Annotated in this window: 12 protein-coding genes; 10 read left to right on the top strand and 2 right to left on the bottom strand. The window is 36.4% G+C overall.

What is annotated here, in order from left to right:
• Nucleotides 1-51: 51 nt before the first annotated feature.
• Both tsaE and V8G61_RS12645 read right to left on the bottom strand, forming a co-directional pair.
• Nucleotides 52-471, bottom strand: coding sequence for a tRNA (adenosine(37)-N6)-threonylcarbamoyltransferase complex ATPase subunit type 1 TsaE (gene tsaE, locus V8G61_RS12650; RefSeq protein ID WP_394876153.1), 420 nt, complete (start codon nucleotides 469-471; stop codon nucleotides 52-54).
• A gap of 70 nt (nucleotides 472-541) precedes the next feature.
• Entirely contained in the window at nucleotides 542-2,092 is a 1,551-nt protein-coding gene (locus V8G61_RS12645) for a PglZ domain-containing protein (protein ID WP_394876152.1), read from the bottom strand.
• Between the two features lie 105 nt (nucleotides 2,093-2,197).
• On the opposite strand from V8G61_RS12645, the gene V8G61_RS12640 reads away from it, so the two are divergent.
• The 10 genes from V8G61_RS12640 to V8G61_RS12595 all read left to right on the top strand — a co-directional run bounded on the left by V8G61_RS12640 (nucleotide 2,198) and on the right by V8G61_RS12595 (nucleotide 12,951).
• A complete protein-coding gene (locus V8G61_RS12640) occupies nucleotides 2,198-3,436 on the top strand; it encodes an HD domain-containing protein (RefSeq protein ID WP_394876149.1) in 1,239 nt (412 codons plus the stop codon).
• A gap of 97 nt (nucleotides 3,437-3,533) precedes the next feature.
• On the top strand, nucleotides 3,534-4,559 hold the full coding sequence (gene lpxD, locus V8G61_RS12635; protein ID WP_394876147.1) for a UDP-3-O-(3-hydroxymyristoyl)glucosamine N-acyltransferase: 1,026 nt from the start codon (nucleotides 3,534-3,536) through the stop codon (nucleotides 4,557-4,559).
• Nucleotides 4,546-5,952, top strand: coding sequence for a bifunctional UDP-3-O-[3-hydroxymyristoyl] N-acetylglucosamine deacetylase/3-hydroxyacyl-ACP dehydratase (locus V8G61_RS12630; RefSeq protein WP_394876146.1), 1,407 nt, complete (start codon nucleotides 4,546-4,548; stop codon nucleotides 5,950-5,952). Before lpxD ends, V8G61_RS12630 begins: the two co-directional genes overlap by 14 nt.
• Nucleotides 5,953-5,954: 2 nt before the next feature.
• On the top strand, nucleotides 5,955-6,740 hold the full coding sequence (gene lpxA / locus V8G61_RS12625; protein ID WP_394876145.1) for an acyl-ACP--UDP-N-acetylglucosamine O-acyltransferase: 786 nt from the start codon (nucleotides 5,955-5,957) through the stop codon (nucleotides 6,738-6,740).
• Nucleotides 6,741-6,743: 3 nt separating this feature from the next.
• The gene (gene efp, locus V8G61_RS12620; RefSeq protein WP_394876144.1) at nucleotides 6,744-7,310 is read left to right on the top strand and encodes an elongation factor P; all 567 of its coding nucleotides are present in this window, start codon (nucleotides 6,744-6,746) and stop codon (nucleotides 7,308-7,310) included.
• The gene (locus V8G61_RS12615) at nucleotides 7,311-8,249 is read left to right on the top strand and encodes a UDP-3-O-(3-hydroxymyristoyl)glucosamine N-acyltransferase (RefSeq protein WP_394876142.1); all 939 of its coding nucleotides are present in this window, start codon (nucleotides 7,311-7,313) and stop codon (nucleotides 8,247-8,249) included.
• Nucleotides 8,250-8,322: 73 nt separating this feature from the next.
• Nucleotides 8,323-9,195, top strand: a complete 873-nt coding sequence (gene sucD, locus V8G61_RS12610; protein WP_394876140.1) for a succinate--CoA ligase subunit alpha — start codon at nucleotides 8,323-8,325, stop codon at nucleotides 9,193-9,195.
• A gap of 117 nt (nucleotides 9,196-9,312) precedes the next feature.
• Nucleotides 9,313-10,059 (top strand): 3-oxoacyl-[acyl-carrier-protein] reductase, encoded by a 747-nt coding sequence (fabG, locus tag V8G61_RS12605; protein WP_394876138.1) that lies wholly within the window; start codon nucleotides 9,313-9,315, stop codon nucleotides 10,057-10,059.
• A gap of 21 nt (nucleotides 10,060-10,080) precedes the next feature.
• Nucleotides 10,081-12,114, top strand: a complete 2,034-nt coding sequence (locus V8G61_RS12600; protein ID WP_394876137.1) for a VWA domain-containing protein — start codon at nucleotides 10,081-10,083, stop codon at nucleotides 12,112-12,114.
• Between the two features lie 21 nt (nucleotides 12,115-12,135).
• Nucleotides 12,136-12,951 (top strand): prohibitin family protein, encoded by an 816-nt coding sequence (locus V8G61_RS12595; protein WP_394876136.1) that lies wholly within the window; start codon nucleotides 12,136-12,138, stop codon nucleotides 12,949-12,951.
• Nucleotides 12,952-13,199 lie beyond the last annotated feature (248 nt).

Below are 13,199 nucleotides of genomic sequence, written 5' to 3'. Positions count from 1 at the left end.
TGGGGCGTTATTTGTTTTTCATTGCGCTTTTTTGGCTTATTTTATTATTAATTATTCTAATATTAATCTTCTTTCAAAGACGGATTCATTCGTCAATTTAATACTGTGAAATGGGTGCGGAATCATAGACTCAATAATTTGAGGCCATTCAACAAATACCCAGGCATCCGCTTCAAAATAATCTTCAATTCCAAAATTTAAGGCTTCTTCTTCATCTTCAATACGATACAAGTCAAAATGAAAAATCTTACCATCCGTTAATGCATATTCATTAACTATGGAGAAAGTAGGGCTATTAACCTCGTCCTCACAACCTAAAGCGGATATCAATTCTTTTATCAAGGTTGTTTTTCCACTTCCCATATCACCATAGAATAATACTACTTTATCTGTAAGATTCTTCAGTATTTCAGCTGCAACATACTCAATTTCAGATAATTTAAACGTGATATCCAACTTAGGTTCTCTCAAAGTTAAAAATTATTAGCTACTTTCCTAAAAATTAAAAATATTTACAAGCTTGCGTAATTTTATTTTTCGATTAACGGGGATGACAAACCACAAATGGTATGATCATCTCCTCCAAAGAGACACCGCCATGTTGATAGGTGTTTCGATAATAACTAACATAATGGTTAAAGTTATTTGGATAGGCAAAAAATAATTCGCCTTTGGCAAAAATAAAAGAACTACTCATATTTATAACCGGTAAATGAATGTCCTTTGGGTTTTTTGACTCGTAAACATCCTTTTGCTCGTAGGTTAAACTACGTCCTGTTTTATAGCGCAAATTTAAACTGGTATTTCGATCACCGATAACTTTTGACGGATTTTTAACATTTATAGTACCATGATCTGTGGTCAAAATAAGTTTAAATCCTTGCTGCTGTGCTTGTTGAATGATGGCAAGTAATGGTGAATTCTTAAACCAACTTAAGGTTAACGATCGATAGGCTTTATCGTTTGAGGCCAGTTCTTTCACAACCTCCATTTCTGTTTTAGAATGCGAAAGCATATCCACAAAATTATAAACCACTACGGTAAGGTCGTTGGACTTTAGACTGTTAAAGTTTTCTAATAATTTTTTACCTGTTCTTAAATTGGTGATTTTATGATATTCGTAGTTCAAATGCGTTAACCCGAGACGCTTCATTTGAGTATCTAAGAATTCAGCCTCAAACATATTCTTTCCTCCTTCATCAGTGTCGTTTAGCCAATACTCAGGAAATAGTTTTTCCATTTCTGACGGCATAAGACCAGAAAAAATAGCATTTCTGGCATATTGAGTGGCGGTTGGTAAAATACTTATAAAGGCATCTTCTCTGGATTTCTTGTAATATGTATTTATTATAGGCTCCAGAGCCTTCCATTGGTCGTAACGTAAATTATCAATCACCACCATTAATGTTGGTTGTTCCTGGCTGAGTTCTGAAACTACTTTTTCCTTGAATAGGGTATGAGACATCACCGGAGCATCGTTTGATTTTTCATTGAACCATTTCGTGTAATTCTTATCAATGAATTTACCGAATTGAATATTCGCCTCAACTTTTTGAGATTCCAATATCTCTACCATACCAGCATCTTCTATATCCTCTAATTGAATTTCCCAGTAGATCAATCTCTGATAAAGTTCTACCCAATCTTCATAGGTATTCACCATGGCCAGATCCAAAGATATTTTCCGAAATTCCTGCTGATAATTGGACGTTGTTTTTTCTGAGACCAGACGTGAATGATCAAGGTTCTTTTTTAAGCTCAATAAAATTTGGTTTGGATTGACAGGCTTTATGAGGTAATCGGCTATTTTATTACCAATAGCTTCCTCCATAATATATTCTTCCTCACTTTTAGTGATCATCACCACCGGTAAATTATCCTGTTTGGCCTTAATTTCATTCAAGGTTTCCAAACCAGTAAGTCCAGGCATGTTTTCATCTAAAAACACAATGTCAAAGCTGTGTTCTTCAAGAGCATCTATAGCTTCAGAACCGCTTTTGCATGTCGTTACCTGATAGTTTTTTTTCTCGAGGAACAATATGTGTGGTTTCAATAAATCAATTTCATCATCAACCCAAAGTATTTGAATCATAATATATGTCGTGTGTCGTAATTAAATAGTGTGTTTTGTTTAAATTCGCTTTTATAATAGGGCTTATCCTTATATTTGCATGTGTGAATGTTTAAAACCTGAGGCTTGAACAAACTTAAAATATTAAACGATCCAATTTACGGATTTATTACCATTCCTAATTCCCTTATCTTCGATTTAATTCAGCATCGGTACTTTCAGCGCTTACGTCGTATTACCCAAATGGGTATGTCATATTTAGTGTATCCGGGCGCGCACCATACGCGTTTCCATCATGCCATTGGTTGTGTGCATCTCATGCAACAAACGGTGAAGGTGCTTCGTTTTAAAGGGGTTAGCATTAATGATGATGAAGAAACCGCCTTATACGCCGCTATTTTATTACATGATATAGGACATGGTCCGTTCTCCCATGCCATGGAGCATAGTATCGTTAATAACATTTCACATGAGAAGATTTCAAGTCTTTTTATGGCCAAGCTGAACACCGAATTTAACGGAAATTTAACGCTGGCCATTCAAATCTTTAAAGGAGAATACCACCGAAAATTTATGAATCAACTTATTTCCGGACAATTGGACATGGATAGGGCTGATTATTTAAAACGTGATAGTTTTTATACCGGTGTAGCAGAAGGAAACATAAACAGCGAACGTTTAATAACTATGCTGAACGTTAATAATGATGAATTGGTTGTAGAGGAAAAGGGAATTTACAGCGTAGAAAAATTCCTGATCGCTCGCCGTTTAATGTATTGGCAAGTGTATTTACACAAAACGGGAATAGTCGCAGAACAACTGTTAATTCGGGTTTTAAAACGTGCCAAAGAACTACAAGCTAAAGGAGAGGCACTAGAAGCCAGTAAGGCTTTATTATATTTTTTAAAAAATGATATAGATATCTCGAATTTTGATGATAAAACACTCAATATTTTTGCACAATTAGATGATGTCGATATCATTTCGGCCATGAAACATTGGCTACATCATGACGATTTTGTGCTGAGTGAACTTTGTCAAATGATCTTAAATCGGCAATTACTGAAGATTAAGGTGAAGAAAAAGCCCATAAAAATAAAAAGCATACAAAAACACATTGATCAGGTCGCTACCAATCACAAGCTTTCGGAATCTGAAGCTGCCTATTTTGTTTTTTCAGGACAAATGTCGAATCAAGCTTATGAATTAAAAGAAAAACGGATCACAATTCAACATAAAACAGGAAAATTACAGGATATCGTAAAGGCTTCCGATCAGCTTAATTTAAAGGCACTTTCCAAGCCTGTTACCAAGTACTATATCTGTTATCCTAAGGCAGATACCAAAGAAACTTACGATTCGTAAACCACAGTGCTTTGTAATAAGGCAGCTCTAATAAAAAACTTTAGGACATTTTTCCTATTTTTGCGGAGATAAAAACTAAGTAAGTAAATACAAACAATTGAAATTTACAGCACAGCAAATAGCGGAAATATTGGAAGGTGATGTTGTTGGCGACTCTAACATTAAAGTCTCAAAGCTGTCGAAAATTGAAGAAGGGGTTGAGGAATCCTTAACGTTTTTGGCCAATCCAAAGTACACTTCGCATATCTATACCACCAAAGCGTCGGTAACTATAGTAAATAAATCTTTCACTCCAGAAAGCGCTATTAGTACCACGCTTATTAAAGTAGATGATGCTTATAAGGCATTCTCCAAACTCTTAGAGTATTATAATCAGGTAAAACTTAATAAGTCCGGTATTGAAATGCCTTCACACATATCTGAAACAGCGAAATACGGTGATAATCTGTATTTAGGAGCCTTTTCTTATCTGGGCGATAATGTGGTTATTGGTGATAATGTTAAGATATTTCCTAATACTTATATAGGGGATAATGTTACCATTGGAGATAACACTGTTATTTTTGCAGGTTCAAAAATTTATTCAGAGTGTGTTGTTGGCAAGTATTGTGTTATAAATTCAGGGGTTATTATTGGTGCTGATGGTTTTGGATTTTCACCCAATGAAGACGGAGAATATAAAAAAGTGCCCCAAATAGGCAATGTAATTTTAGAAGACTTTGTTGATGTTGGTGCTGCAACCACTATTGATAGAGCAACTTTAGGCTCAACCATCATTCGAAGAGGAGTGAAATTGGATAATCAAATTCAAATAGCTCATAATGTTGAAATTGGTAAAAACACAGTAATCGCTGCTCAAACCGGAATTGCCGGTTCTACTAAAATTGGCGAAAATTGCCAAATTGGTGGGCAAGTGGGTATCGTTGGGCATATTAGTATTGGTAATAATGTAAAAATCCAGGCACAGTCTGGGATTTCAAGAAATATTAAAGATAATGAAGTATTGCAAGGCTCGCCTGCCTTGGCATATGCTGATTTCAATAAATCATACGTTCACTTTAAAAACTTACCAAAAATTGTTAAATCACTTAATGATTTAGAAAAAAATAATGGGCATAGTTAAAACAGATATAAAACAGAAAACGATAGACAAAGATGTATCGTTAAAGGGTGTTGGACTTCACACCGGAAAAAATGTGACACTCACCTTTAAGGCTGCTGATGCTAACTTTGGCATCGCTTTTAGGCGTGTCGATTTGGAAGGTAGTCCTGTAATAGAAGCAGATGCTAGTTTTGTTACTAATACACAACGAGGGACCTGTTTAGAAAAAAATGGTGTAACCATTCAAACCTGCGAGCATGTCCTGGCTTCTCTAGTTGGTTTAGATATTGATAATATTATTATTGAACTGGATGCTTCCGAGCCCCCAATAATGGATGGGTCAGCTAAATTTTTTGTGGAAGCTCTTGAAAAAGCAGGTATTGTAGAGCTCGATGCGTGTCGTGAGGTATATGAAGTTACCGAAGTGGTCTCTTATATTGATGAGGAATCGGGTAGTGAAATTTTATTGATGCCCGCGAAAGAATATCAGGTTACCACTATGGTCGATTTTGGCACCAAGGTACTTGGAACCCAAAACGCCACTTTAAATCAAATTTCTGATTTTAAAAAAGACATTTCTGACGCGCGAACTTTTAGTTTTCTCCATGAGTTAGAAATGCTCCTGGAAAACGGCCTTATCAAAGGAGGTGATCTTAATAACGCCATCGTTTATGTAGATAAACCCTTATCGAAAGAGACGATGGAAAAATTAAAAGTTGCCTTTAAAAAGGATTCCATAGCTGTAAAGCCAAATGGTATTTTAGATAATTTAACCTTGCATCACCCAAATGAAGCAGCGAGACATAAATTATTAGATGTTTTAGGTGATCTGGCCCTAGTGGGAACACCACTCCGCGGTAAGGTTATTGCCAATAAGCCAGGGCATTTTGTGAATACGCAATTTGCCAAAAAGCTTTCAAAGCTTATAAAAAATGAACGTCGTAACAACGTTCCAAACATAGATTTAAATCAACCGCCCTTACTGGACATCACTCAAATTATGGCCATGTTGCCCCACCGTCAACCATTTTTATTGATCGACAAAGTTTTCGAATTGAGTGATAAGGATGTGATCGCAACAAAAAATGTTACGATGAATGAAGAGTTCTTTAAAGGACATTTTCCGGGAGCTCCTGTGATGCCAGGTGTGCTTATTATTGAAGCCATGGCGCAAACTGGTGGTATTCTGGTATTGAATACCGTTCCTGACCCCGAGAATTATTTAACTTTTTTCATGAAAATGGATAATGTTAAATTCAAACAAAAAGTTTCTCCGGGCGACACCCTTATTTTTAAATGCTCATTAATAACCCCGATTCGTCGTGGTATTTGCCATATGCAAGGTTATGCTTATGCTAATGGTAAACTTTGTGCGGAAGCAGAATTAATGGCGCAAATTTCAAAAGTCAAATAATTATGAATCAACCACTTGCTTACGTTCATCCGGGCGCTAAAATCGCTAAAAACGTTGTTATAGAACCCTTTACCACCATTCACAATAATGTTATTATCGGCGAGGGAACCTGGATAGGAAGTAATGTGACCATCATGGAAGGTGCGCGTATCGGTAAAAACTGTAATATTTTTCCTGGGTCGGTAATTTCTGCCGTTCCACAGGATCTTAAATTTAATGATGAAGATACGACTGTTGAGATTGGTGATAATGTAACCATTCGCGAGTGTGTTACCATCAATAGAGGTACGACTGATCGTATGAAAACCGTGGTTGGAAACAATTGTTTAATCATGGCTTATTGTCATATTGCACACGATTGTGTCGTTGGAAACAACTGTATTTTTTCGAACAATAGTACTCTGGCCGGTCATATTACGGTAGGTGATTATGTGGTTCTAGCAGGAATGACTGCGGTACATCAGTTTGTTTCCATAGGAAATCATGCCTTTGTAACAGGTGGTTCTTTGGTCCGGAAGGATGTTCCACCATTTGTAAAGGCAGCACGTGAGCCTTTATCTTATGTTGGTATTAATTCCGTTGGCTTACGCCGAAGAGGATTTTCAACAGAAAAAATCAGAGAAATTCAGAATATATTCAGAATCTTATATCAAAAGAATTATAATAATACTCAGGCTGCAGACATTATTGAAGCTGAAATGGAGGCTACGCCGGAACGCGATGAAATTCTTCAGTTCATTCGAAACTCACATCGTGGTATTATGAAAGGATATTTTAAATCAAATTAATTTATGGCAAATACAAGTGATATTAGAAACGGGTTATGCATCCGCTACAACCATGATATCTATAAAATAATAGAGTTTTTACATGTGAAACCCGGAAAGGGTCCCGCTTTTGTTAGAACTAAACTTAAAAGTGTCACCACAGGAAAGGTATTGGATAATACTTTTTCTGCCGGACATAAAATTGAAGATGTTCGTGTTGAAACACATAAATTCCAGTATTTATATAACGACGGGGAGTTCTATCATTTTATGAATGAAGCCGATTATACCCAAATTCGTTTATCAGAAGCTGCGCTGGATAGGCCAGATCTTTTGAAAGAAGGTGAAGTGGTTACGGTAAGCATCAACACAGAGGATAATATGCCATTATCTGTTGATATGCCGGCGAGTGTAGTACTAGAAGTAACGCACACGGAACCCGGTGTAAAAGGGAATACAGCCACGAACGCTACAAAACCGGCCACTGTAGAAACAGGGGCAGAGGTTAATGTGCCCTTATTTATCAACGAAGGGGATAAAATCCGTATTGAAACGGAAAAAGGAACTTACAAAGAGCGTATTAAAGAGTAAATGCGATTTCCAAAACCACATACCTTAAAAGAAATTGCTACTATTATTAATAGTGATTTTATTGGTGATTCGGATTTTCCGGTGTTGGGGATGAACGAAATTCACGTTGTGGAAGCAGGAGATATTGTATTTGTTGATCATCCAAAATATTATGATAAAGCGTTAAATTCAGCAGCAACTATTATTTTGATAAATAAAGAAGTTGTCTGTCCTGAAGGAAAAGCCCTTTTAATAAGTGATGATCCGTTTAGAGATTTCAATACCCTAACACAACATTTTAAACCATTTGTGAGCGCAAATAGTCAGATTTCCGAATCTGCTGTTATTGGTGAGAACACCATTATTCAACCCAATTGTTTTATTGGGCACAATGTGAAGATCGGTAAGAACTGCAGAATACATTCCAATGTATCCATTTATGATGATTGTGTTATTGGAGATAACGTCCATATCCATGCCGGCACCGTTTTAGGCGCTAATGCCTTTTATTACAAAAAACGTTCGGAAGGTTTCGACCGTTTGCAATCCAGTGGACGCGTGGTTATTGAAGACCATGTGGATATTGGAGCGAATTGTACCATTGACCGTGGTGTGTCTGGCGATACCTTGATCAAAGAAGGATCAAAACTCGATAATATGATTCAAATTGGTCATGATACCGTTATTGGTAAAAAGTGTTTAATTGCGTCTCAGGTTGGTATTGCTGGCTGTGTGGTTGTAGAGGACGAGGTAACAATATGGGGACAGGTAGGGTGTACTAGTGGTATAACCCTAGGGACAAAAGCTGTTTTTTTAGCACAATCCGGTATCAGTAAATCCCTACCCGGTAACAAGACATATTGGGGTACGCCGGCTAAGGAGGCACGTATGGTTTTAAAGGATATGGCCAACATCAATAAGCTTCCTGAATTATTCGAAAATTTAAAGTCAAAAAAATAAGGAAAAGCACCTGTAGATACGTTCAAATGAAGTATTTTTGCAACGTTATTACAGATCAAAAAAAAATATACAAATGAGTGTTTTAGTAAATAAAGATTCAAAAATAATAGTTCAAGGATTTACAGGGAGTGAAGGAACTTTTCACGCCACCCAAATGATTGAATATGGTACTAATGTGGTAGGAGGTGTAACCCCTGGAAAAGGCGGACAAACACATCTGGATAAACCTGTTTTTAACACCGTTAAAGATGCCGTAACAGAAGTAGGGGCCGATACCAGTATTATTTTTGTGCCACCGGCTTTTGCTGCTGATGCCATTATGGAAGCTGCTGATGCCGGAATAAAAGTTATTATTACTATTACAGAAGGTATTCCTGTTGCTGATATGATTACCGCTTCAAATTATATAAAAAATAAGGGCTGTCGTTTGATCGGTCCTAACTGTCCTGGAGTTATTACGCCGGGTGAAGCGAAAGTGGGTATTATGCCTGGATTCGTATTCAAAAAAGGTAAAGTAGGGATCGTTTCAAAATCTGGAACTTTAACTTATGAAGCAGCTGATCAGGTTGTGAAACAAGGATTAGGTATTACAACGGCCATTGGAATTGGTGGTGATCCCATTATCGGAACCACGACTAAAGAAGCTGTTGAACTTTTAATTAATGACCCTGAAACCGAGGCTGTTGTTATGATCGGAGAAATTGGCGGTCAATTAGAAGCTGATGCCGCAAAATGGTATAAAGAGAGTGGCAGTAAAAAACCTATCGTTGGATTTATTGCCGGTGAAACAGCACCTGCTGGTCGTACCATGGGACATGCCGGGGCTATCGTTGGTGGTAGTGATGATACAGCTCAGGCAAAAAAGAAAATTATGAGAGCTTGCGGTATTCACGTTGTGGATTCGCCGGCAGAAATTGGTAAAAAAGTAGCTGAAGTATTTAGCTAATTTTTATGTTACAATACTTGAAAAACCTTGCAAATCTTGTGAGGTTTTTTTATTTGAAGCCATAAGGATTTCTTATATTTGGTTAATTAGAGTAAAACAAACTAACGAATATTATACATGAAATTATTAGAAGGAAAAACAGCCATTATTACAGGTGCCAGCCGTGGAATAGGCAAGGGTATCGCTGAAGTTTTTGCGAAGCAAGGTGCTAATGTAGCATTTACCTATAGTTCATCTGTAGAGGCTGCAAAGGATCTGGAAAAAGAATTAAATGCATTAGGCGTTAAGGCTAAAGGGTATCAGAGTAATGCTGCCAGTTTTGACGAAGCTCAACAATTAGCCGATGATGTTGTAAAAGAATTTGGTAGCATAGATATTTTAGTAAATAACGCCGGAATCACTAAGGATAATCTGTTGATGCGTATTTCTGAAGAAGATTTTGATACTGTAATTGAAGTGAATTTAAAATCTGTATTCAATATGACCAAAGCAGTGCAGCGGACCATGTTAAAACAACGGAAAGGCTCCATTATTAATATGAGTTCTGTGGTTGGCGTAAAGGGTAATGCAGGTCAAACAAATTATGCGGCTTCAAAAGCTGGAATTATTGGTTTCTCCAAATCCGTAGCTTTGGAACTTGGCTCTAGAAATATTCGAAGTAATGTGGTAGCACCAGGTTTTATAGAAACAGAAATGACAGCGAAACTTGATGAGAACGTGGTAAAAGGCTGGCGTGATGCTATTCCGTTAAAACGTGGTGGTACACCTGAGGATATCGCCAATGTTTGTGTTTTCCTGGCGAGTGACATGAGTGCTTACGTAACAGGTCAAACATTGAACGTTGACGGGGGTATGTTAACCTAAAATAGTATTTAGATTGTTTACATGAATTTAGAAACGCTGGTCTATATCTTATTAGTTGGAATTATCGCCGCAGGATTAGCGTTCTTTCAGTATTATAAAAAAGGTAAAAGCATGTCGAAATTAAGCATGCTTTTTTCTTTTTTAAGATTTTGTACCCTTTTTACACTCGGATTACTCCTGGTAAATCCTGAAATCGAACAGGTAGAAATAACCTCTGAAAAAGCTGATTTAATCGTCGCTGTAGATAATTCTAATTCCGTTAAACAATTGCTGCATGATAAAGAAACTACTCAATTAGTAGATAAACTTCAGAATGATGCTGATCTTAACAAACGATTTAATCTACATTTTTACAGTTTTGGAAAAAACGTATCCCCTTTAGATTCTTTGACCTTTGAGGAAAAGCAAACAAATATCAACGCCGTTTTTAGTAATTTAAAACAGGTTTACAAGGGGCAAACAGCGCCAACAATATTGATCTCAGACGGAAATCAAACCTTTGGCCCGGACTATAGTTTTGCATACCAACAGTACAAACAGCCTATATATCCTATTATTTTAGGTGATACAGTACAATATACCGACTTGCGTATAGCAAAACTTAATGTTAACAGGTTTGTGTACCTAAAGAATCGTTTCCCTGTTGAAGTCATTTTGGTTTACGATGGTACAGAAACCGTGACTTCAAACTTTCAAATTTCTTTAAAAGGTAAAATAGTATTTTCAAAACCTGTGGAATTTTCTAACTCTAAAAGTTCTCAGGTTATTAATTTAGATCTGCCTGCTGATCATGTAGGAGTGATGTCATACGTTGCACGGTTAGGTCCTTCGGAAAAGGAGAAAAATACCGTAAATAATACCAAGAATTTTGCCGTTGAAGTGATCGATCAAAAAACCAACGTTGCTATAGTCAGTACCATAACGCATCCCGACCTTGGGGCCTTGAAGTCAAGTATTGAAACTAATGAAAGGCGTTCAGCAAGCATCGTGAGGCCAAATGATATAATTAGTAAATTAAATGACTATCAATTGGTTATATTATATCAACCAAATCAACGCTTTAATGATCTTATTAAAAAATTAAAAGAACTTAAAAAGCATATTTTTACTGTCATAGGAACGAATACTGATGTAAATTTTTATAATTCCTATCAAGATTTTATTGGTTTAGAAAATACGTTTCAAGTCGAAGATTATCAACCCATTTTAAACCGGAGTTTTTTACCTTTTACTGCTGAAGATATTGATTTTGTTAATTATCCACCGCTTCGAGGGCCCTACGGAAATGTGAGTTTTCAGGGCAATTATCAAACCCTATTGTCCAAAAGTATTCTGGGTGTTATTTTAGATGAACCCTTGTTGGCAACTTATGAATTAAACGGTAGCCGTGAAGCGGTATTATTTGGAGAGAAAATATGGACTTGGCGTTCACAGGATTTTGTAAACTCAGGGTCTTTCAAAGCTTTTGATAACTTTTTAGGGAAATTGGTTCAGTATTTAGCATCCAATAAAACCAGGGATCGTTTACAGTTGGATTATCAATCTTTCTATGATGGGGAATCCGATTTTTTGATCCAAGCGCAGTTTTTTGATAAGAATTATGTGTTCGACCCCAGAGAACAACTTACCATCACTATAAAAAATATCGATACAAAAATTGAAAATACCATACCCTTTATACTCACAAATAATATATTTCAAGTAGATTTGAGCAGTTTGCCCGCTGGACCATACGATTTTATCGTGAGGACCAAGAAAGAAAACATTTCAAAGTCCGGTCATTTTCAAATTCTGGAATATAATGTAGAGCAGCAATTTTTAAATGCCGATGTAACAAACTTAGAGCGTTTGGCTACTAACAGTCAGGGAAAAGCGTATTTTAAAGAGAATATGAATACGTTAATTAGCGATCTACTTAATGACTCGCGCTATCAGGCTATTCAGAAAAGCCGTAAAAATACCGTACCTTTAATCGATTGGAAACTGCTACTGGTTATTTTAGTAAGTAGCCTATCATTAGAGTGGTTTCTGAGAAAATATAATGGATTAATTTAAATATTTAACTAAATACTAACTATGGAAAGATTACCAAAAGTGGCATTACCAGCAATAATTGTTGGAGTATTTGCCATAATTTTAATAGCAAAATCAGCCGTAACCATTGGATCTGGTGAAGCTGGCGTTTTATTCAAAACCTTTGGAGAAGGCGTTGTTACCGAAGAGCCTCCTATGAGTGAAGGCTTTCACCTTGTAGCACCCTGGAATAAAGTCTTTATTTATGAAGTACGTCAGCAAGAACTATTCGAAAAAATGAAGGTGTTATCTTCGAACGGATTAGAAATTCAAATTGATGCTTCAGCTTGGTATCAGCCTGTTACTAACGAACTGGGTAATTTACACCAAACTCTTGGTCAAAATTATTTAGAACGCGTTATACAGCCATCCATTCGTTCCGCAGCACGTAGTGTGGTTGGGCGTTATACACCTGAGCAGCTGTATTCGAGTAAACGTGATGCTATACAGGATGAGATTTTTGAAGAAACCAAAAAAATTCTGGATAAGCAATATGTGCAATTAAACGAGGTTTTGGTGCGCGATGTCACCTTACCAAATACGATTAAGGAAGCCATAGAGCGTAAATTGAAACAGGAACAGGAGTCTTTGGAGTACGAGTTCCGTTTAGTAACCGCTTCAAAAGAAGCTGAAAAAGTTCGTATTGAAGCACAAGGTAAAGCCGATGCAAACCGCATTTTGAATGCATCGTTATCGGAAAAAATTTTACAGGACAAAGGTATTGATGCCACTGTTAAATTATCGGAATCATCTAATACTAAGATCATTGTAATTGGTTCCGGAGAAAGCGGACTACCACTAATCCTAGGGAATCAATAATGAATATCTCAAAATTTAAAAGATAATTTTATTAAATATATTCTGAATTTTAAAAGAATAGAATAATTCTATAATTCAATAAACATTTACTTCTTTTAATTTGGAATTATTCTCAGAAATTTGTGATATTTGTACAACAAAAGTAAAACATGAGATTTATTCATACACATCATCATTTTCTTATTTGCTCTCAAGCGAAATGAAAATGTATTGAATAAATTCAACATATTTTTTAACCCGTTTGAGAT

The organism is Gaetbulibacter sp. M240 (genome assembly GCF_043876815.1).
Lineage (GTDB): Bacteria > Bacteroidota > Bacteroidia > Flavobacteriales > Flavobacteriaceae > Gaetbulibacter_A.
Note: the sequence above shows the minus strand (reverse complement) of the source record. Positions and strands in the feature narration are given on the sequence as shown.

What these genes read in the sequence shown, in the direction of transcription:
- V8G61_RS12615 (WP_394876142.1), top strand. Translation starts at nt 7,311, where the DNA reads ATGCGATTTCCAAAACCACATACCTTAAAAGAAATTGCTACTATTATT.
- sucD (WP_394876140.1), top strand. Translation starts at nt 8,323, where the DNA reads ATGAGTGTTTTAGTAAATAAAGATTCAAAAATAATAGTTCAAGGATTT.
- efp (WP_394876144.1), top strand. Translation starts at nt 6,744, where the DNA reads ATGGCAAATACAAGTGATATTAGAAACGGGTTATGCATCCGCTACAAC.
- lpxA (WP_394876145.1), top strand. Translation starts at nt 5,955, where the DNA reads ATGAATCAACCACTTGCTTACGTTCATCCGGGCGCTAAAATCGCTAAA.
- V8G61_RS12600 (WP_394876137.1), top strand. Translation starts at nt 10,081, where the DNA reads ATGAATTTAGAAACGCTGGTCTATATCTTATTAGTTGGAATTATCGCC.
- V8G61_RS12645 (WP_394876152.1), bottom strand. Translation starts at nt 2,092, where the DNA reads ATGATTCAAATACTTTGGGTTGATGATGAAATTGATTTATTGAAACCA.
- V8G61_RS12595 (WP_394876136.1), top strand. Translation starts at nt 12,136, where the DNA reads ATGGAAAGATTACCAAAAGTGGCATTACCAGCAATAATTGTTGGAGTA.
- V8G61_RS12630 (WP_394876146.1), top strand. Translation starts at nt 4,546, where the DNA reads ATGGGCATAGTTAAAACAGATATAAAACAGAAAACGATAGACAAAGAT.
- fabG (WP_394876138.1), top strand. Translation starts at nt 9,313, where the DNA reads ATGAAATTATTAGAAGGAAAAACAGCCATTATTACAGGTGCCAGCCGT.